The organism is Roseateles sp. YR242 (assembly GCF_900109745.1).
Taxonomy (GTDB): domain Bacteria; phylum Pseudomonadota; class Gammaproteobacteria; order Burkholderiales; family Burkholderiaceae_C; genus Roseateles.
In genome coordinates this window covers 664,983-683,394 of sequence record NZ_FOAV01000001.1, presented here as the reverse complement: position 1 = coordinate 683,394, position 18,412 = coordinate 664,983, and the positions used below count along the sequence as shown (strand labels likewise).

The following is an 18,412-nucleotide window of genomic DNA, read 5'->3' as shown; positions in this document are numbered from 1 at the left end:
CATGTTCGCAACCGCCGCCGGCTGGCAGACGGTGGGACTGCTGCTGCTGTCCAACGTGTTCATGACCGTGGCCTGGTATGGCCACCTCAAGGATCTGGCCGCCAAGCCCTGGTATGTAGCGGCCCTGGTCAGCTGGGGCATCGCGCTGTTTGAATACCTGCTGCAGGTGCCGGCCAACCGTATTGGCTACAGCAACGGCTTCACCCTGGCGCAACTCAAGATCACGCAGGAAGTGATCACCCTGGCGGTGTTTGTGCCGTTCTCCATCCTGGTGATGGGCCAATCCTTCAAGCTGGACTACGTCTGGGCCGGCCTGTGCCTGATGGGGGCGGTGTATTTCATCTTCCGCAGCTGATGCGCCGCTGGGCGCAGGCCGCCCGGCTGTGCAAAGCCCCGGGTCGTGACGGGTTCATTGAGCAAAAAGCCGTTGAATACGGGAGATAGGCGGGTCTCCCGACAACCTGTTCGTGCCTCCGCAGCTACACTTGCCGGCTTGCCGTGTGACACGGCGATGACCTATTTGTGACGAGAACCCATGTTTTTCGGCAAGCTGCTGCCCCGTGAGGGCAATTTTTTCGAGCTTTTCAACCAGCACGGCGCTCAGATCGTCGAAGGTGCGCGCGCCTTCATGCTGATGATCCAGAACTACAACGACGTGACGCTGCGTGAGAAGTACGCCGCTGAAGTCGACAAGGCCGAGCATCACGCTGACCGCATCACGGCGGAGGTGAACCGGCTGCTGCATCGCACCTTCATCACGCCGATCGACCGTGAGCAGATCCACGGCCTGATCAACGCGATGGACGACATCCTGGACCTGCTGCAGGACTCGTCCGAGACCATGCAGCTGTATGACGTGCGCACCATCCCCGAGGAAGTGCTGCGTCTGGGTGACCTGTCCGCCAAGTGCTGCGAGCGTGTGCAGCATGCCGTGACGCTGCTGCCCAAGCTGAGCGAGCCGCAGACGGCCGAAGCCGCCATCAAGACCTGCGAGGAGATCGACAAACTCGAATCCGACGCGGACCGGGTGATGCGCGCGGCCATGTCCAAGCTGTTCCGAGAGCAGGCGGATGTGCGTGAGCTGATCAAGCTGAAGGCCATCTACGAGCAACTGGAATCGATTTCCGACCGCTGTGAAGATGTGGCCAACCTGATCGAGGGCATCGTCCTCGAGAATTCCTGATCCGGGGTCGGCATGGGAACGATGCAGGTGGCCTTCTGGGTCGTGGCCATGCTCGTGGTGCTGGCCGTGCTGTTCGACTTCATGAACGGCTTCCACGACGCAGCGAACTCCATCGCCACCGTGGTCTCCACGGGGGTGCTGAAGCCGCAGCAGGCGGTGCTGTTCGCGGCGTTTTTCAATGTGGTGGCGGTGGCCTTCTTCGAGCTGAAGGTGGCGGCCACCATCGGCAAGGGCAGCATTGACCCGGGGATCGTGGATCACCATGTGATCTTCGGCGCATTGATCGGCGCCATCTCCTGGAACGTGATCACCTGGTTCTACGGGATTCCGTCGAGCTCGTCGCATGCGCTGATCGGTGGGCTGGTCGGGGCCGCGATCGCGAAGGCGGGCACCAAGGGGTTGATCATGAGCGGCATCGGCAAGACGGTGCTGTTCATTTTCGTGTCGCCGCTGCTGGGCTTCCTGCTGGGCTCGCTGCTGATGGTGCTGGTCGCCTGGCTGTTCCGCCGCAGCTCACCGCTGCGGGTGGACAACTGGTTCCGACGGCTGCAGTTGCTGTCAGCCGGCCTGTACAGCCTCGGGCACGGCGGCAACGATGCGCAAAAGACCATCGGTCTGATCTGGATGCTGTTGATCGCGTCGGGTTATGCGTCCACGACGGACCATTCGCCACCGATGTGGGTGATCGGCGCCTGTTATCTGGCGATCGGGATGGGCACCATGTTCGGTGGCTGGCGGATCGTGCGGACGATGGGCCAGAAAATCACGAAACTGAAGCCGGTGGGTGGGTTCTGCGCGGAAACGGGCGGGGCGATCACACTGTTCCTGGCCACCGCGCTGGGGGTTCCAGTGTCCACGACTCACACCATCACAGGTGCCATCGTGGGCGTGGGGTCTACGCAGAGAGCTTCTTCCGTGCGCTGGGGAGTGGCCGGGAACATCGTGTGGGCCTGGATCTTCACGATTCCAGCATCAGCCTTCATCGGTGGGGTGTTCTACTGGTTGAGCTTCACGGTGTTTTGAGTGGGGCTGGGGGGGAGGGGCCGGGTTGTTGGCGGGCGCCGGGATGCTGGCCATGCTGTTCTGGCTTACTGGCTGAGTTCGCGCGCGGCCTCTACTTGCGACTCAAAGTAGCGCTGGGCGGAGAAGGCAATGGTCGCCATCAGGCAGGCGCCACCCACCATCAGGCAGGCAATCACGCCCAGAATAGGACCCCAGGCGGTCGAGCGGGGCGGCAGCCCGGCGTTGTGACGCGCGTTCCAGCGTTCGTCCGGCGTCAGCCCGGACAGGATCCCGGCCAGCATGGCCTGAGCCACCATCAGGCCTAGCAAAGGGATCAGCACCCAGGCCAGCCGGTCATCCTGGCCCAGTACATCCATGCGGTGAACCCCATACAGGCCAAGCAGGGTGGGGAGCGGGTGTGCCCAAGCCCAGCGGTCGCCCCAGCCGTACAGATAAAGCCGATGCACCCCCAGGCTGCCCAGCGCAAAGCTGAGCCAGGTGGCGATGGTCTTGGAGCGGTAGGCGGCGTGTTCCGCCGCTGGCCCGGCGGCGCTGGTCATGCGGCGGGGGCAGGGTCCGGCGTGGGGGCCGCGTCCGGTGCCGCAGGCGCCGCGGCCGCCGGCACCGCCGCAACCGTCGGCGAAGTAGTGTCACCAGCGCCAAGCTGCCGCTGCATGAGCACCACGTCCAGCCAACGGCCGAATTTCCAGCCAGCAGACTTCATCAGCCCGTTCTGCTCAAAACCGAGGCTCCGATGCACCCCAACAGAGCCCAGGTTCTGCGAGTCACCAATGACGGCGATCATCTGGCGCGCACCCGCCGCCTCGCAGCGGGCAATGAGCTCGGCCAACAGCAGCCGACCCACACCCTGGCCTTGCGCCTGCGGGGACAGGTAGATGGAGTCCTCGACGAAATAGCGGTAGGCCAGCCGAGGACGGAAATAGTTGGCATAGGCATAGCCCAGCACCTGCCCATCCCGCTCCGCCACCAGATAGGGGAGGCTGCGGCTCAGGACTTCCGTGCGCCGGCGCGCCATTTCGGCACGGTCGGGAACGTCCGTCTCGAAAGTGCCGGTGCCATGAAGCACCGCATGCTCGTAAATCTGCTGAATGGCGACAAGATCACCCTCCAGACTAGGGCGAATGACGAGAGGAGCGGTACTGCTTGGGGATGTGGTCATTGGGGGAGGAGGACAAAGCGTCAAACCCGAGTTTATAATGCCCGGTTTTGGCGCTGGCTGACAGGTGCGGGGCTAGGGGTTGTCCAGGTTGAGGTCGTCCATGTTTGGGCGGCCCGCTTGAGAAGGCTCTTGGCTGCTGTCGGCGTATCTACAGTGCCAGTCTGGAGTATCCGTTCGGAAACCGACGCCACACACGCGTCCCGTGCGGTCCACTTTACCCTTGATCTGCTTGCCCCTGTGTGTCTCCCTGGTGCGGTGGAACGCTAGAAAACACTGAAGGATTGATCATGGTCGTGATTCGACTCTCCCGCGGCGGCTCCAAGAAGCGTCCGTTCTACAACCTGGTCGTGACCGACAGCCGCAACCGTCGTGACGGCCGCTTCATCGAGCGCGTTGGCTTCTACAACCCCGTGGCTTCCGGCGCTGCCGAAACGCTGCGTGTGGCGCAAGACCGCGTGGCCTACTGGGTCGGCGTGGGCGCTCAACTGTCGCCCTCCGTCGCCCGCCTGGTTGACGTGGCCAAGAAGGCTGCCGTGGCTCCCGCCGCTGCCGCCTGAACTGACGACAAACGTCAATGAAAAACGCGCCTGATACCCTCGATGACACGTCGACGGCCATGCCGGAGGACGCCATCGAGGTCGGGCGCGTGCTCGACGCCTGGGGCATCAAGGGCTGGATGAAGATCCTGTCCCATTCCGCCGATGCCGACGCACTGTTCAACTCCCGCCGCTGGTTCCTGAAACCCAGCGAATGGGTGAACGGTGCGCCTCGCCCAGGCGGCGCACCGGCAGGACCTCCCGTCCCGCCGCTGCTCAAGATTCTTTCGGTGCGCGACCACAGCGACGGCATCGTCGCCCAGGCCGAAGGCGTGTCGGACCGTAGCTCGGCCGAAGCGCTCAAGGGGGCGCGCATCTTTGTTTCCCGCTCCACCTTCCCCAAGACCGACAACGACGAGTACTACTGGATCGATCTCATCGGTCTGACCGTCGTGAACCGGGAAGGCCAGACGCTGGGAGACGTGCAAGACCTGATCGACACCGGCCCACACTGCGTGCTGCGCATCGTGCCGCCCGGTCTGACCGCACCGGTCAAGCCCGAACAGGAAATCCTGATCCCGTTTGTGTCCGCCTATGTGGACGACGTGGACATGCCGGCCCGCCGCATTACGGTGGACTGGGGCCTGGACTACTGAGCGCCGCTGGCCGGATGGGCGTGAACACGCCGCCAACCCGAGCCGTTGCGTATCACCCCCATGCGTTTTGACGTCGTCACCCTGTTCCCGGAGCTCTTCGAGCCCTTCCTGCGGGTGGGGGTGACGCGGCGCGCATACGAGAGCCGGCAGGTGGATGTCCGCCTCTGGCCGCTGCGCGACTACGCTGAAGACAATTACCGCCGTGTCGATGACCGCCCCTACGGCGGTGGCCCCGGCATGGTGATGCTGGTGGAGCCGCTGGAACGCGCCATGACCGCGGTCCGTGCGGACCGCGCGGCCGGTGGCCGGGCCCGTACCGGTGAGACTGAGCCGGTGGCAGCCATCCAGGCCGAGCGCGGCCTGACCGAGGCAGGCTTGACCGATTCCGCCCCGCCAGTGGTGATCCATTTCAGCCCCACTGGCCGCCACCTGGATCAGTCGCTGGTTCGGGAGTTGGCCGCGGGCCCGGGGGCCATCCTGCTCTGCGGCCGTTACGAAGGCATCGACCAGCGCTTCCTGGATCGCCATGTGACCATGGAAGTCAGCCTGGGCGACTTCGTGCTCTCCGGGGGCGAGTTGCCGGCCCTGGCCCTGCTGGATGCGGTCACCCGGTTGCAGGAGGGTGTGCTCAACGATGCAGCCTCCCACCAGCAGGACAGCTTCTCCGACGGCCTGCTGGACTGCCCGCACTACAGCCGTCCCGAAGTGCTGCACATCGCCAACGGCGCCCAACCGGTGCCCCCGGTGCTGCTCTCCGGCCACCATGCCGAAATCGCCCGCTGGCGCCGTGAGCGCTCGCTGGCCCTGACCCAGCAGCGGCGCCCGGAGCTGATCGAGGCCGCCCGCCGTGACGGAAAGCTCAGCCGCAAGGACGAAGCCTTCCTGGCCAGCCTGCGCCGGGTTTGACGGTTTCCAAAGCCTGTCTATAATCCCGCGTTTCCCCGATCCTCTGTCCGGCCGGCTTCCCGAATTCCTCGGGGCCTCATCGAGCGGGCATGTTGAGTCGCTGAATCACTGAGTTACAGCCCAGTGAAAGCTTAGTGAACCCAGCATGCCGCTCCAGACACGGAACCGGTGCCGCCAAGGCGCCGTCCAGTCATAAAACGCATTTGCGCGGGCACGATCACTAGGAGTTTTTTGTGAACCTGATCCAGATCCTCGAGCAAGAAGAAATTGCTCGCCTGAACAAGACCATCCCCGCGTTCGCTCCTGGCGACACCGTGATCGTCAACGTCAACGTGGTGGAAGGTACCCGCAAGCGGGTGCAGGCCTACGAAGGCGTGGTCATTGCCAAGCGCAACCGTGGCCTGAACTCCAACTTCATCGTCCGCAAGATCTCCAGCGGCGAAGGCGTTGAGCGTACGTTCCAGACCTACAGCCCCCTGATCGCTTCGATCGAAGTGAAGCGCCGCGGCGATGTCCGTCGTGCCAAGCTGTACTACCTGCGCCAACGTTCGGGCAAGTCGGCACGTATCAAGGAAAAGCTGGCCTGATCCTCGGATCCCGGCAGCATCCTTCGCACAGCCTTCGGGCTGTGCAACCAAAAAACCGCTCCAAGGCCTCGCCCGGGAGCGGTTTTTTCATTCTCGGCATACTGCGCCGAGCTGCACGCCATCTTCATGCCCACGCTTCCGAACCGTCCCGCCATCAAGGAACCCTGGCTGGTGCCCGTCACCGGCACCGATGCCCACCTGCCGGCCGTGCCGGCCGCGCGGTTGACGGCCGAGGCGCTGCGTGAACGGTTTCTGCGCCCGCCCCCTTTCGATCCCGAGATCCCGGGCGACGGCAGCCTGATCACCGACCGCCCGCCTGCCCAGGCCGCCGTGCTGGTGCCGCTGGTTCGGCGCGAGGGTGGTTTGTCCGTGCTGCTCACTCAGCGCACAGCCCATTTGCGTGAACATGCAGGCCAGGTGAGCTTCCCAGGCGGCCGCGCCGAACCCGAAGACGGCTCCCCCGAGCGCACGGCGCTGCGCGAGGCGCAAGAGGAAATCGGGCTGGATGAACCCTTCGTCGAGATCCTGGGGCAGATGCCGGTCTACCGCACCGTCACCGCTTTCGAGGTGACCCCTGTGGTGGCCCTGGTCCGGCCGGACGCCGTGCTGCGCCTGGATGCCTTCGAGGTGGCCGAGGCTTTTGAGGTGCCGCTGGCCTTCCTCATGAACCCGGCCCACCACCAGCGCCACCGCGTCGATTGGGACGGCGGCCACCGCCAGTTCCTCTCCATGCCGTGGACAGGGACAGGTCTTGCAACCAGCAACGGTGAGCCCCCCGAACCCCATCGAGAGTTCTTCATCTGGGGGGCGACTGCCGCCATGCTGCGCAACCTGTATCGTTTCCTCCTGGTCTGATTCGGGCGCGGTCCGGTGTCAGGCCGCTATCATCCCGGGCCATGAACCTCATAGCGGTCTTGCTCGCACTGATCTGCGAGCAACTCAAGCCTCTGCCGCACGGCAATCCTGTCCACCAGGGCATGATTGCCTGGGTGCGCTGGACGGGGCGCAATTTCGATGCCGGCCGGTCGCACCACGCCTCGGTCGTCTGGGCCATCACCGTGGTGGGCCCGGCGCTGATGGTCGGCCTGCTGGCGATGCTGCTCAACCGCTACAGCCTGGTGCTGTCGCTGTTGCTGGATGTACTGGTGCTGTACCTGACGCTGGGTTTCCGCCAGTTCAGCCACTACTTCACCGACATCCGGGACGCGCTGGAGCGCGGTGACGAACTGGAGGCCCGCCGCCTGTTGGCGGAATGGCGTCACCTGGATGCCAGTGAGCTTCCGCGTACCGAACTGTTGCGTCATGTGCTGGAGCACTCCCTGCTGGCTGCGCATCGCCACGTCTTTGGGGTGTTCTTCTGGTTTGTGCTGTTCTCGGCGCTGGGCCTGGGCCCGGCCGGTGCGGTGCTGTACCGGATGGCCGAGTTCGCGGGCCGTTATTGGGCTTTCAAGAGCCGCACGCTGGACGCCCCGACCAACGAACGCCTGATGCACCTGTCGCGCCGCCTGTTCGGCCTCATCGATCACGTGCCGGCGCGTTTGACCGCCACCGGCTTTGCCATCGTGGGCAACTTCGAGGAGGCAGTGAACGGCTGGCGCCGGGATGCTGCGCTCTGGGCTCACAGCAACGAGGGCATCATCCTCGCGGCCGCCGCAGGTGCGGTGGGGGTGCAGCTCGGGGGCAGCGCGGCCCCGGGGGTGACACCGGACCGCAGCAAGACCTTCGAGGCCGGTGGTGACATGGATGCCACCCGGGCCGAAGGCTCCACGGGCGGGCAGCCGCCCCAGTTGGGCCACCTGCAGAGTGTGGTGGGCCTGGTGTGGCGCTCGGTGGTGCTGTGGATGCTGCTGATGGGGCTGCTGCGCGCCGCCAACATGCTGGGATAGGCGCTGGATAGGCGTCACTGGCTAGGCACTTGAGCAGACGCTGGCGCCATCGCCTGGCGCGTCCCCGTCTCCGCCTTCAGGCGCTCAAGCGTCCCGTACATCGGCCAGCACCTGCTGGCCGAAGTCTTTTCTGGACAGATAGCTCAGCACCTTACGGGCCGTGTCCTCGGCACTGGCCAACTGACCTTCGGTCTTGAAGGCCACAAAGCGGTCCCGGTCCGGGAACTGCTCGGCGGAGCCGCCCCGGATGGTGGCCTGCATGTCGGTGTCGATGATGCCGGGAGCCAGGGAGACCACGCGTGCAAACGGCCGGCCCTGGCCCGCCTTCACCTCTTCGTCCAGCGCCATGGCCCGGCTCAGGTTGTCCATGCCGGCCTTGGCGGCGCAATACACGGCGGACCCCGCCATCGCGCGCCGGCCCAGGCCAGAGGAAATATTCAGGATGCGGCGGTCCGCAGGCCAGGCGAGGGTGGCGTCCAGGAAGGCCGCGCTGATCAGCAGCGTGGCCTCCAGGCCCACGCGCAATGCGCCAGACAGGGTCTCCAGCGAGGTGGCCTCCACCGGCCCGGGTGTGGGGATCACCCCTGCGTTGTTGACCAGGTTCACGGCCGACCAGTCTCCGGGCTGCGTGCGCAGCCAGTCCCCCACGTGGCGGGCAATGACCAGGGGCTCGGACAGATCCGCCTGCCACTGCTGCAGCGCATGCCCGTGCTGGCGAGCGAACGCCTCCAGTGCATCGCTGCGGCCCCGGGCAATGCCGATCACCTGGTGGCCGGCCTGCAGGCATTCGCGCGCCAGCGCTTCGCCCAGCCCGCGTGAGCTGCCGGTGATGAAGGTCAGCGTGCGGCCTGCTGCGGAGGCTTGCGCCTCGGTGGCGGAGGCCGGCGAGCTCGGGGTGATGGTCGAGGGAGGCGAGAGGGTGGCGTCCATGAAGGCTCCTCAGAAATCAGCGGGTGAATGAAGGGTGAGTGCTGCCTCACCCAGCAAGGGCGGCAGTGTCAGGTCGCGCGCATGCAGCAGCAAGCGCGGCGCCTGGGACAGGGCATCAGGCGGCGCATACAGCGCATCGCCCAGGATCGGATGGCCCACAGCCAGCAAATGCACTCGCAACTGGTGGGATCGGCCGGTGACCGGTTCCAGCCACAGGCGCGTGCGGTCTGCGGATGCAGCAGGGGCGCCAGAGGAAGCGCTCGCGGCGCTGTTTCCAGACGCATGGCCGTCAGCGACAGTCGCCATCGGAGACACACCATCGCCAGCGGCGTGGTGGTCCGCGATGTGCTCCGCGGTGTGGTCCGCGAGGTGGCCCGCGCGGAGCCCCGGATGGCGGGACACCACCCTGACCCGCGTCAGGCTCGGCTTGCCGTGTTCGTGGTCGACCTTCTGGCGTGGCCGATGGGGCCAGTCCGCGATCAGCGGCAGGTCGATCTCGAACTGCTCCTGCGCCACCAGGCCGTGCACAACGGCCTCGTACCGCTTGTCCACCTGCCGCTGCGCAAACGCCGCACTCAGCGCACGCTGCATGGCCTCGCCCCGCGCAAACACGAGCAGGCCGGACGTGGCCTGGTCCAACCGGTGGACCACCAGCGCGTCCGGATACACCGCCTGCACACGGGCCCAGGCGCAATCCTGCTTGTCCTCACCACGGCCGGGCACGGCCAGCAGGCCGGCGGGCTTGTTGATGACGATGCGCTGTGCGTCCACATGCATCAGAGGGAGTGCGTTCGACATCCAGTCATTGTCGTAGCGCCCGTATCATCGCGCCGCACGAGATGCGGAGATGCGCACGATGGATGACCAGCACCGGACCAGCCCATGGAATCAACCCGACCAGCCCGACCGGCCCGACCAACCTGATCGTCGCCGCCTGCTGGGCGGATTGCTTGGCACGGGCGCGGCCACCGCATTGGCGGCGGGCTGCGCTTCGGGCGGGCCGTTGGCGCCGCTGCCCACGGGCAACAAAAGCGCGATGGGCCTGAAGGCGTTGCCGCTGGCCGAGGTTCGCGTGGGTCTCATTGGGGTGGGGCAGCGCGGGGCCGAACTGGCGCAGACGCTTTGCCGCCTGGAGGGGGTGCGCATCACGGCCATTGCCGACATCGACCCGCAGGCACTGGACAAGACCCTGGCGCTGATCAACCAGGCGCGGGCGCCGCGCCCGGAGGTCATCACAGGCAGCTCCGGCGCCTGGGAGCGCCTGATTGCACGCACCGACGTGGATGCCGTGATCATTGCCACGCCGTGGGAGCTGCACACGCCGATGGCAGTGGCCGCGATGAAGTCCGGCAAGCACGTCTTCATCGAGACGCCTGCGGCGCTGACCATCAACGAAGCATGGTTGCTGGTCGACACGGCGGAGGCCACCCAGCGCCATTGCATGATGCTGGAGAGCTGCTGTTACGGGCGTGAGGAGATGATGCTGCTGAACATGATCCGCCAGGGTCTGTTTGGTGAGCTGGTGCATGCCGAGGGCGCGTATTTTCATGACCTGCGCCAGCAGCTCAAGGACCTGGAGCGCGGGCCGGGCTCCTGGCGCACGTTGCGCTATACGCAGCACAACGGCAACCTCTATCCCACGCATGGCCTGGGGCCGATTGCCCAATACTTCGGCATTCACCGGGGCGACCGTTTCGAGTATCTGAATTCGCAGAGTTCCAACGCGCGCGGTCTGGCGGCGTATGCCAACCGCGAGTTGCCGGCCAATCACCCGCACAGCCGCCTGCGCTTTATCACCGGCGATGTGAACACCAGCGTGATCAAGTGCGCCTCCGGCCGAACGGTCCTGTTGCAGCATGACACCAGCACGCCGCGCCCCTATTCGCGCCTGAGCACGGTGGTGGGCACCAACGGCATGTTCAGTGGGTTCCCGGACCGCATGGCCGTGGAGATGCTGGACGGCAAGAAGATCATGCAGTCGAGCAACGGCAGCCGCGAGGCCTTCCGTGAATGGGACACGCAGATGGATCCCTGGTTTGCCCGCTTCGATCATCCCGTGTGGAAGCAACTGGGCACGCAGGCGCAGCAAGGGGGCTCCGCCGGCATGGACTTCGTGATGCTGTGGCGGGTGATCTACAACCTGCGCCAGGGCCAGCCGATGGACCAGGATGTCTACGATGCGGCCACGTGGTCGGCCGTGTTGCCGCTGAGCTGTGAGTCGGTGGCGGACCGGGGCAATGCGAAAGACTTTCCGGACTTCACGCGCGGTCGTTGGAAAAGGGAGTGATGTGACCCCGCTTCGGGCGGTCCGCGGCATTGCAAATCCTCGCCATAGCGCCCGCTATGGCTGCGGTTTTCGCCTTGCGTCCCATCCCGAATCAGGGCCACCTCGGCTCGCGGGAGTGATGCAGAGGTTCCCTAGAACTGCTGAATCCACCCCGACTGCACGGCCGACTGCGGATTCGATCCGGCGATGCGCACTGCCTCCACGGCGTCTTCTGCGCTCTGCCCCAGCCGCTTCAGCACACAAGCACCCATCGTGCCGGTGCGGCCCATGCCGGCCGCGCAATGCACCAACGCGCGGTCGCCCAGTCGCAGGCCCTGCGCCAGTTGCTCCACACCTTGCCGGAACGCCGCCGCCTCGGATGCCAGCCCGAAATTCAACATCGGCACATGCATCCATCGGAACGGCAGCCGGCCCTCCACAATGGCCTTGTGGTACGCCGGGGAGAGCAACGCCACCTCATCCAGCGGATTCAGGCACACCACCAGATTCAGTTGGCGCAGACGCGCCTCGTCCAGGAAATCGCTCCAGGACTCTCGGCGGCCCGGCATCGATTGCAGCCAAAGCCGGCCGCTTACGTCATCGGGAAGAGGAAGTGCTCGGAAGGTCATGCCGCCATTGTCAGGTCTCCCTGCCATGCGCAGTGTTAATAAACCGTTTGTTTATTTATTGCCGATGCTCGGAGAAGATGCGCCGTCAAGACAGCGAGGAGCCATCCATGATCAAGATCCGGGGCATCGACCATTTGGTGCTGCGCGTGCGCGACCTGCAGGCGGCCTTGCACTTCTATGTGGACCTGCTGGGTTGCACCGTCGAGCGGCGGCAGGATGAGATCGGGCTGGTGCAATTGCGTGCGGGTGAACAGTTGATCGACCTCGTTACGCTGGAGGGCCGTATCGGTCGTTCGGGCGGTGAGGGGCCCGGCAAGGAAGGCCGCAATGTGGATCACTTCTGCCTGCGCGTGGAATCGCTGGACGAAACCTCGCTGCGGCACTGGTTGGTGAGCCAGGGCGTGACGGTGGATAGCTATGGGTCACGTTACGGCGCTGAAGGCGAAGGGCCCTCGCTCTATCTGTTCGACCCCGATGGCAATGAGCTGGAACTCAAGGGGCCGCCCTGGCCGCCGGGGCATGCACTCGCCATGACCCCGTCTCAGCGGCGAGAGGTGCCATGAGCGCCGTGCTGACCCCGACTTCCACTCCCGCGCCGCAGGCGCCCCTGCGCCATCCCCAACTGCTCCTGTGGGCTGTCTGCGCCTTGTCGATGATGAGCACGGCTGGCGTGGCCTTGCCCTATCCCATCCTGGCGCCGATCTTCGTGGGTGGCCCGGTGGACAGCTTCACCCACTTCGCCGGCCTGCCGCCGGAGTTGCTGATGGGCCTGGCGCTGGCGGTGAACCCGGCCGGCATCCTCATTGGCAGCCTGTTCGTGGGCCCGATGTCTGACCGTTATGGCCGCCGCCGGGTCCTCAGCATCACGCTGACCGCCACGCTGATCAGCTACGGCCTCAGCGCTGTGGCATTGGCACAGCGCAATTACCCGCTGTTCGTGTTGTCCCGCTTCGTCACGGGCCTGACGGAGGGCAATGTGGCCGTGGTGCGTGCCTTGCTGGCCGATTGGCATCCGCAGCTGGATCGCACCCGCAGCTTCGCCTGGCTCAACGCCAGCCTCTACATCGGCTGGCTGGTGGGCCCCTTGCTGGGCGGGCTCACCTTGCCGCTGGGCGAGGCCGTGCCCTTTGTGGTCTCGGCGGCCATTCTCGTGCCTTGTCTGGTGCTGCTACTGATGGGCCTGCCGGACGACAAGCCCATGCGCCATGCAGAGGAGACCGATCTGGCCCACCCAGTGCCGCTGTTCGTGGCCATGCGTCGCCAGCAGTCGCTGGGGCTGCTGGTGACGGACCCGGTGCTGCGTCACCTGGCGGCCCTGCAGATGGCCTACACCCTGGGCGTTAATGCGCTGTATGAATTCGCGCCGCTGTGGATGCTGCAGCAGGCGGGGCTGGACAGCCGCGGCATTGCACTCGTCACGGCGGTGCAGTGCGGCGCGATGACCGCCGCCAGCATGCTGGCCGCGCGCATCGGCTCCGGGCCTACGCCGCTGCGCCGCGCCGCCCGTTTTGCCGTGGTGGCCGCCTTCGGGCTGTTGGCGTTGAGCTTTGCGCCGTCGTGGGCGGGGCTGGCGCTGATCCCCTTGCTGGGCGTGCCGCTGTCCTTCTACAACGCGCTGATGCCAGCCTGGATGTCCGAACGGTTTGCGGCGTACGGTCAGGGGCGGGTGATGGGTTTGCTGACCACGGTCTTCTGCCTCTCCAACACGCTCATCGCCTTGATTGGCGGTGGCCTGGGCATGCTCTCCGCAAGATGGATCATGTTGCTGGGCGGCTGCATGTGCTTGATGGCGGCCATCGGTTTCATCCGCTTTGCCAGGCAACATTCATGAGCGGCGAACAGCCTGACGGCAACGAGGACCGGCTCCTGTTCGAGCTCAAGAGCCGTGGGCCCCAGCCGGCGGCTACCCTGGCAGCGGCCTGTGCCATCACACCGATGGGCGCACACAAGCTGCTGGCCCGGCTGACATTGCAGGGGCTGGTGGAGGCGCGGGGAGAAGGGCGGGACGACACGCATGACGACGCCGGTCTGGCGGCCGGACCGGCAACGGGCCCCGGGGCCGGTGACGTTCCGGCCTCGCCTCGGGTGGGCCGGCCGCGAAAGCTCTGGTCGCTCACTGCGGCGGGCCACGGCCGCTTCCCGGACCGCCATGCCGACCTGACGTTGCAGCTCATTCAGCAAGCGCGCGCCGTCTTCGGCGATGCGGCGCTGGACCAGCTCATCACCGCGCGTGAGCGAGACTGTGAACGTCGCTACGAAGCCCGGCTGTCGCGTTGCCACACGCTGGCTGAACGGGTACGCGAGCTGGCGCGGCTGCGGGCGGAGGAAGGCTACATGGCGCGTGCGGAGCGCGCGGGACGGGACTGGTTGCTCATCGAGGACCATTGCCCCATCTGCGCGGCCGCAACCAGTTGCCAGGGGTTCTGCCGCTCGGAGCTTTCATTGTTCCGCCAATGCCTGGGGCCGGCGGTCACGGTGGAGCGCGGCGAGCATCTGTTGGCGGGGGCTCGCCGCTGTGTGTATCGCATCTCCTCGGTCAAGGAAAGCGCGGTGGGCGAGCCGGTTCAGGACACGATGTAGGCGGCCGCCCCGGCCGCCAGCAGCCGACCCTGTTCGTCCGTGAAGGCCATGCGGGTGTTGGCCACGCGGCTGCCCAGCCGCAGGATCTCGGCTTCGCAGTGGAAGAGGGCGCCGACGGCGGGGCGCAGGTAATCCACCCGCAGATCGATGGTGCCCAGCTTGCCGAAGCGTTGCAGGCGCTGCTGGGGCGCCTCATTCATGTGGCGCGCGCCGGTGGCTGCCATCACGGCCAGGCCGCCCATGGCGTCCAGCGCCGCACTGATCACGCCTCCGTGCATGCGTTGGTGGGCGTAATGGCCGATCAACTCGGGCCGCATGCGGATATGGGCCCGGGCGGTGGACTCGGTCAGCGCATCCACCTTCAGGCCCAGCACCTGATTGAAGCTGATCAGCTGCTCGAAGATCTCGCAGAGCTTCTCGGTGAATTCGGGTTCAAAAGGGCTGGTCACTTCGCTCATCGCGTAGACCTTAACGCAGCGGCGGCCCTGGCGCGATAGCGAAAGGCCCTGAGAGCCTGACGCCTTGGCGACACCGGTGGCGAGGGCCCCTGTGGCAGGCCTTGCGGGCAATCGCGGCACAATGCACGGCATGAATGTCTCCTCCTCTTCCACTGCTTCGATGGGTGCCACGACGGCAGCCTCGCCCGCTTCCATCGCCGAGCCCAGGTCGGAAGGCTTTGAACGTGTACGCGCCGTCCTCCAGACCCTGGCGCACGGGCATGACCCGCTGTGGCTGACCAGTTCCGCGCGCAGCGCGCAGGAGGCGGCGGATGTCCTGGGCGTGGCCTTGGGCCAGATTGCCAAGAGTGTGGTCTTCCGTCGCAAGTCGGATGATGGGGCGGTGCTGGTCATTGCCGCTGGAGACCGCCGCGTGGACGAGCGCAAGCTGCAGGTCCACACCGGCCCGCTGGGCCGCGCTGATGCCGACTTCGTGAAGGCCCGCACGGGATTCTCCATTGGGGGCGTCTCGCCCTTGGGCTTTGCCCCGGCACAGGGCTGGTCCGCACCGCAACTGTTCATTGACGAGACGTTGTTCCGTTTTGACACCATCTGGGCCGCGGCGGGTCATCCCAATGGTGTCTTCCAGATGACGCCGCAGCAGTTGGTGGCGTTGACCGGGGCGCCCGTGGTGGAGGTCATGCAGTCATGAGCCTGCCGCTGGCGGACATCCCTCGCACGCCGGAAGGGCGCGTGGCTTCGCCTTGCATCAACATCTGCAAGATGCATGACGCCACCGGCTTGTGCAGGGGCTGTGCCCGGACCATCACGGAGATTGCTGGATGGAGCCAGGCGGGGGACGACGAGCGCATTCGCATCCTGGCGCTGCTGCCTGAGCGTCGCACCCTGCTGCGCACCCATGGGGTCACCGAGGCTTCGCAGCCGGCTGGCTGACGCTCTCGCCGCCCTGATGCCTGAGCCTTGCGGCCCCGGCGTAGTTCTATGCTGAACGACTGAGGCAAGGTCTGTCATGAACACCATCGACTTCTATTTCGACCCCATCTCCCCCTACGCCGCGTTGGCTTTCGAACGTCTGCCGGAGGTGCTGGCCGGCCGGAGCGTGGCGGTCCGTTATGTGCCTATCCTCTTTGGCGCGGTGCTCAAGGCCATGGACCACAAGGGCCCGGCGGAGTTGCCACACAAGCGTGACTGGACCTATCGGCAGGTGCTGTGGCTGAGTCACAAGCTCAACATTGCGCTGGACCTACCGGCCGAGCATCCCTTCAATCCGCTGCCGCTCCTGCGTCTGTTGTGGGCCACGGCACAACCCAGCCAGACGCCGAACCGCTACGCCGTGGAGACCGTCTTCCGCCATGTCTGGCAGGGCGGGCTGGATGCTGTTGATCCTGAGCGGTTGCAGGGCTTGACCGCAGTCCTGGCGCCGCCCCAGGACCCCAACAGCGATGCCGTCAAACAGGCGTTGCGGCAAGCCACGGATGACGCGCTGGCGCGAGGCGTTTTTGGTGTGCCGACGGTAGCTGTGGGCGACCGCCTCTTCTGGGGCCTGGATGCGCTGGACATGGCGGTGGCCTGTCTGGATGGGGATGCGTGGTTTGAGGGCCCCGCCTGGGCGCAAGCGGCCGCTATGCCCACGGGCATGACGCGCCTGGCGCGCAAGGCAGGTTGACGGGCTAGGACATACCCTCTGCTGCACCGCACACACCCCCAAATTCCGCATCAAGAAAAAACCCCTCAGGGTTCCCACCGGGTTTGTCAGCCCCCGGAAAGTATCGCGTCAGACAGAGGTCAGAGCCGCCCCCGATAGTCGCCCACCAAGAATCCCCGGTCGGTGATTCTTCGTGACATCGAGGAGACAACCCCATGGCAACTGCAAGTGCAGTGACCACCAGTGCACCGATGACCGCCGAGGAGAAGAAAGTCATCTTCGCCTCGTCGCTGGGCACCGTATTCGAGTGGTACGACTTCTATCTCTACGGCTCCCTGGCCGCCATCATCGGCAAGCAGTTCTTCACCGGCCTGGATCCTACGGCCCAATTTATCGCCTCGCTGATGGCCTTCGCGGCCGGCTTCATCGTGCGCCCCTTCGGCGCGCTGGTGTTCGGCCGCCTGGGCGACATGATCGGTCGCAAGTACACCTTCCTGGTGACCATCCTGATCATGGGCCTGTCCACCTTCATCGTGGGTGTGCTGCCAACCTACGACACCATCGGCCCCGCGGCGGCGGTCATCCTCGTCGGGCTGCGCCTGCTGCAAGGCCTGGCACTGGGCGGTGAATACGGCGGCGCAGCCACCTATGTGGCGGAGCATGCGCCGCACGGCAAGCGTGGCGCCTACACCTCGTGGATCCAGACCACGGCGACCCTGGGCCTGTTCCTGTCGCTGATTGTCATCCTCTCCACCCGCACCCTGCTGGGTGAGGCGACCTTCGCCGCCTGGGGCTGGCGCATTCCGTTCATCGTCTCCATCCTGCTGCTGGGCATCAGCGTCTGGATCCGACTGTCGATGAATGAATCGCCTGCCTTCCAGAAGATGAAGTCCGAGGGCAAGACCTCCAAGGCGCCGCTGTCCGAATCCTTCGGCCAGTGGAAGAACCTCAAGATCGTGCTGCTGGCGCTGTTCGGCCTTGTCGCCGGTCAGGGGGTGGTCTGGTACACGGGCCAGTTCTACGCGCTGTTCTTCATGACCAGTGTGCTGAAGGTGGACCCCGCAGCGGCCAACATCATGGTGGCGGTGGCCCTGCTGATCGGCACACCGTTCTTCGTGATTTTCGGGACGCTGTCAGACAGGATCGGTCGCAAGCCCATCATCATGGCGGGCCTGCTGCTGGCCATCCTGACTTACTTCCCGCTGTTCAAGGCGCTGACCAACGCGGCCAATCCTGACCTGGCGCGTGCCCAGGCCACCGCGCAGATCACGCTGACGACCGACCCGGGCCAGTGCTCGTTCCAGGGCAGCCCGGTGGCGCGTGATGTTGACTTCGTGACGCCGTGCGACATCGCCAAGCGTGCGCTGGCGCAGGCATCTGCCACCTATGAGACGGTGGATGGTCCGGCTGGCACGGGGCTGGTGAAGATCGGGGACCGTGTCATCACGTCTCCGTCGGCCACGTTGACGGCGGGCGGGCACAAGTTTGACGAAGACAGTGCCAAGAAGATTGCCGCCTTCAAGAAGGAAGTGGCAGACGCGATGAAGGCCGCCGGCTACCCGGCCAAGGCGGATCCGGCAAAGATCAACACCGTGCTCACCGTTGCCATCCTGACGCTGCTGGTGCTGTACGTCACCATGGTCTATGGCCCGATCGCGGCCATGCTGGTGGAGCTGTTTCCCACCCGCATTCGCTACACCTCGATGAGCCTGCCGTATCACATCGGCAACGGCTGGTTCGGCGGCCTGCTGCCGTCCATCAGCTTTGCGATGGTGGCGCAGAACGGCAACATCTATCACGGCCTGTGGTATCCCATCGGCATCGCCGCGCTCACCCTGGTGATCGGGCTGCTGTTCGTGCGTGAGACCAAGGACGTGGATATCTACGCTCGCGACTGAGTGCAGAGGCGATTTAGCCAAAAATAAGATCGGCCCCGTGAGGGGCCGATCTTCATGGCGCATGCATTGG

The 18,412-nt window shown here is 65.6% G+C and carries 23 protein-coding genes; 17 read left to right on the top strand and 6 right to left on the bottom strand.

The genetic code is table 11. The features are described from left to right. Nucleotide 1 precedes the first annotated feature (1 nt). From BMY53_RS02930 to BMY53_RS02920, 3 genes are all read left to right on the top strand, one after another. The gene (locus tag BMY53_RS02930; protein WP_092943395.1) at nt 2-355 is read left to right on the top strand and encodes a DMT family protein; all 354 of its coding nucleotides are present in this window, start codon (nt 2-4) and stop codon (nt 353-355) included. A gap of 180 nt (nt 356-535) precedes the next feature. After that, complete coding sequence (locus BMY53_RS02925; protein WP_092943393.1) at nt 536-1,183, top strand: DUF47 domain-containing protein; 648 nt, start codon at nt 536-538, stop codon at nt 1,181-1,183. Nucleotides 1,184-1,195: 12 nt separating this feature from the next. Next, a complete protein-coding gene (locus BMY53_RS02920; protein WP_092943391.1) occupies nt 1,196-2,206 on the top strand; it encodes an inorganic phosphate transporter in 1,011 nt (336 codons plus the stop codon). Nucleotides 2,207-2,271: 65 nt separating this feature from the next. On the opposite strand, the gene BMY53_RS02915 is transcribed toward BMY53_RS02920, so the two are convergent. Both BMY53_RS02915 and BMY53_RS02910 read right to left on the bottom strand, forming a co-directional pair. Then, nucleotides 2,272-2,745, bottom strand: a complete 474-nt coding sequence (locus BMY53_RS02915) for a TM2 domain-containing protein (protein ID WP_092943389.1) — start codon at nt 2,743-2,745, stop codon at nt 2,272-2,274. Further along, a complete protein-coding gene (locus BMY53_RS02910; RefSeq protein WP_092943387.1) occupies nt 2,742-3,365 on the bottom strand; it encodes a GNAT family N-acetyltransferase in 624 nt (207 codons plus the stop codon). The genes BMY53_RS02915 and BMY53_RS02910 overlap by 4 nt, the downstream gene beginning before the upstream one ends. 287 nt (nt 3,366-3,652) lie before the next feature. Here BMY53_RS02910 and rpsP point away from each other — a divergent pair, with 287 nt between their 5' ends. The 6 genes from rpsP (at nt 3,653) to BMY53_RS02880 (ending at nt 7,936) form a co-directional block, all read left to right on the top strand. Beyond that, nucleotides 3,653-3,922 (top strand): 30S ribosomal protein S16, encoded by a 270-nt coding sequence (gene rpsP / locus BMY53_RS02905; protein WP_092943789.1) that lies wholly within the window; start codon nt 3,653-3,655, stop codon nt 3,920-3,922. A gap of 17 nt (nt 3,923-3,939) precedes the next feature. Beyond that, nucleotides 3,940-4,557, top strand: coding sequence for a ribosome maturation factor RimM (rimM, locus tag BMY53_RS02900; protein ID WP_177200688.1), 618 nt, complete (start codon nt 3,940-3,942; stop codon nt 4,555-4,557). 60 nt (nt 4,558-4,617) lie between these two features. Further along, on the top strand, nt 4,618-5,463 hold the full coding sequence (trmD, locus tag BMY53_RS02895; protein WP_092943385.1) for a tRNA (guanosine(37)-N1)-methyltransferase TrmD: 846 nt from the start codon (nt 4,618-4,620) through the stop codon (nt 5,461-5,463). Between the two features lie 233 nt (nt 5,464-5,696). Beyond that, complete coding sequence (gene rplS / locus BMY53_RS02890) at nt 5,697-6,050, top strand: 50S ribosomal protein L19 (protein ID WP_092943383.1); 354 nt, start codon at nt 5,697-5,699, stop codon at nt 6,048-6,050. A gap of 126 nt (nt 6,051-6,176) precedes the next feature. Continuing rightward, nucleotides 6,177-6,905, top strand: coding sequence for an NUDIX hydrolase (locus BMY53_RS02885; RefSeq protein WP_092943381.1), 729 nt, complete (start codon nt 6,177-6,179; stop codon nt 6,903-6,905). 41 nt (nt 6,906-6,946) lie between these two features. Beyond that, complete coding sequence (locus BMY53_RS02880) at nt 6,947-7,936, top strand: CobD/CbiB family protein (protein ID WP_092943379.1); 990 nt, start codon at nt 6,947-6,949, stop codon at nt 7,934-7,936. A gap of 84 nt (nt 7,937-8,020) precedes the next feature. Here BMY53_RS02880 and BMY53_RS02875 read toward each other — a convergent pair whose 3' ends face one another. Next, nucleotides 8,021-8,866 (bottom strand): SDR family NAD(P)-dependent oxidoreductase, encoded by an 846-nt coding sequence (locus BMY53_RS02875; RefSeq protein WP_092943377.1) that lies wholly within the window; start codon nt 8,864-8,866, stop codon nt 8,021-8,023. Nucleotides 8,867-8,875: 9 nt separating this feature from the next. After that, on the bottom strand, nt 8,876-9,664 hold the full coding sequence (locus tag BMY53_RS02870) for a pseudouridine synthase (protein ID WP_092943375.1): 789 nt from the start codon (nt 9,662-9,664) through the stop codon (nt 8,876-8,878). A 49-nt stretch (nt 9,665-9,713) separates the two neighbouring features. Between BMY53_RS02870 and BMY53_RS02865 the strand changes: the two genes are divergently transcribed. Further along, nucleotides 9,714-11,153, top strand: coding sequence for a Gfo/Idh/MocA family protein (locus tag BMY53_RS02865; RefSeq protein WP_218151162.1), 1,440 nt, complete (start codon nt 9,714-9,716; stop codon nt 11,151-11,153). Nucleotides 11,154-11,284: 131 nt separating this feature from the next. On the opposite strand, the gene BMY53_RS02860 is transcribed toward BMY53_RS02865, so the two are convergent. Further along, nucleotides 11,285-11,701 (bottom strand): protein-tyrosine phosphatase family protein, encoded by a 417-nt coding sequence (locus BMY53_RS02860; protein ID WP_255370003.1) that lies wholly within the window; start codon nt 11,699-11,701, stop codon nt 11,285-11,287. 167 nt (nt 11,702-11,868) lie between these two features. Here BMY53_RS02860 and BMY53_RS02855 point away from each other — a divergent pair, with 167 nt between their 5' ends. From BMY53_RS02855 to BMY53_RS02845, 3 genes are read left to right on the top strand one after another with little or no spacing between them, the layout of a single operon-like run. After that, complete coding sequence (locus BMY53_RS02855; RefSeq protein ID WP_092943369.1) at nt 11,869-12,324, top strand: VOC family protein; 456 nt, start codon at nt 11,869-11,871, stop codon at nt 12,322-12,324. Beyond that, a complete protein-coding gene (locus BMY53_RS02850) occupies nt 12,321-13,592 on the top strand; it encodes an MFS transporter (RefSeq protein ID WP_092943367.1) in 1,272 nt (423 codons plus the stop codon). The genes BMY53_RS02855 and BMY53_RS02850 overlap by 4 nt, the downstream gene beginning before the upstream one ends. Continuing rightward, complete coding sequence (locus tag BMY53_RS02845) at nt 13,589-14,341, top strand: helix-turn-helix transcriptional regulator (RefSeq protein WP_092943365.1); 753 nt, start codon at nt 13,589-13,591, stop codon at nt 14,339-14,341. Before BMY53_RS02850 ends, BMY53_RS02845 begins: the two co-directional genes overlap by 4 nt. Here BMY53_RS02845 and BMY53_RS02840 read toward each other — a convergent pair. Further along, nucleotides 14,326-14,799 carry a thioesterase family protein gene (locus BMY53_RS02840; protein WP_092943363.1) on the bottom strand — a complete coding sequence of 158 codons (474 nt, stop codon included), beginning with the start codon at nt 14,797-14,799 and terminating at the stop codon, nt 14,326-14,328. The two genes, BMY53_RS02845 and BMY53_RS02840, sit on opposite strands and share 16 nt — an antisense overlap. 160 nt (nt 14,800-14,959) lie before the next feature. Between BMY53_RS02840 and BMY53_RS02835 the strand changes: the two genes are divergently transcribed. The 4 genes from BMY53_RS02835 (at nt 14,960) to BMY53_RS02820 (ending at nt 18,342) form a co-directional block, all read left to right on the top strand. Beyond that, on the top strand, nt 14,960-15,490 hold the full coding sequence (locus BMY53_RS02835; RefSeq protein ID WP_092943361.1) for a YbaK/EbsC family protein: 531 nt from the start codon (nt 14,960-14,962) through the stop codon (nt 15,488-15,490). Further along, nucleotides 15,487-15,732: a DUF1289 domain-containing protein gene (locus tag BMY53_RS02830; protein WP_092943359.1), complete on the top strand. Its 246-nt coding sequence runs from the start codon at nt 15,487-15,489 to the stop codon at nt 15,730-15,732. The genes BMY53_RS02835 and BMY53_RS02830 overlap by 4 nt, the downstream gene beginning before the upstream one ends. Before the next feature lie 76 nt (nt 15,733-15,808). Next, complete coding sequence (locus tag BMY53_RS02825; protein ID WP_092943357.1) at nt 15,809-16,465, top strand: 2-hydroxychromene-2-carboxylate isomerase; 657 nt, start codon at nt 15,809-15,811, stop codon at nt 16,463-16,465. A 194-nt stretch (nt 16,466-16,659) separates the two neighbouring features. Continuing rightward, nucleotides 16,660-18,342, top strand: a complete 1,683-nt coding sequence (locus BMY53_RS02820; protein ID WP_218151161.1) for an MFS transporter — start codon at nt 16,660-16,662, stop codon at nt 18,340-18,342. Nucleotides 18,343-18,412: the final 70 nt, after the last annotated feature.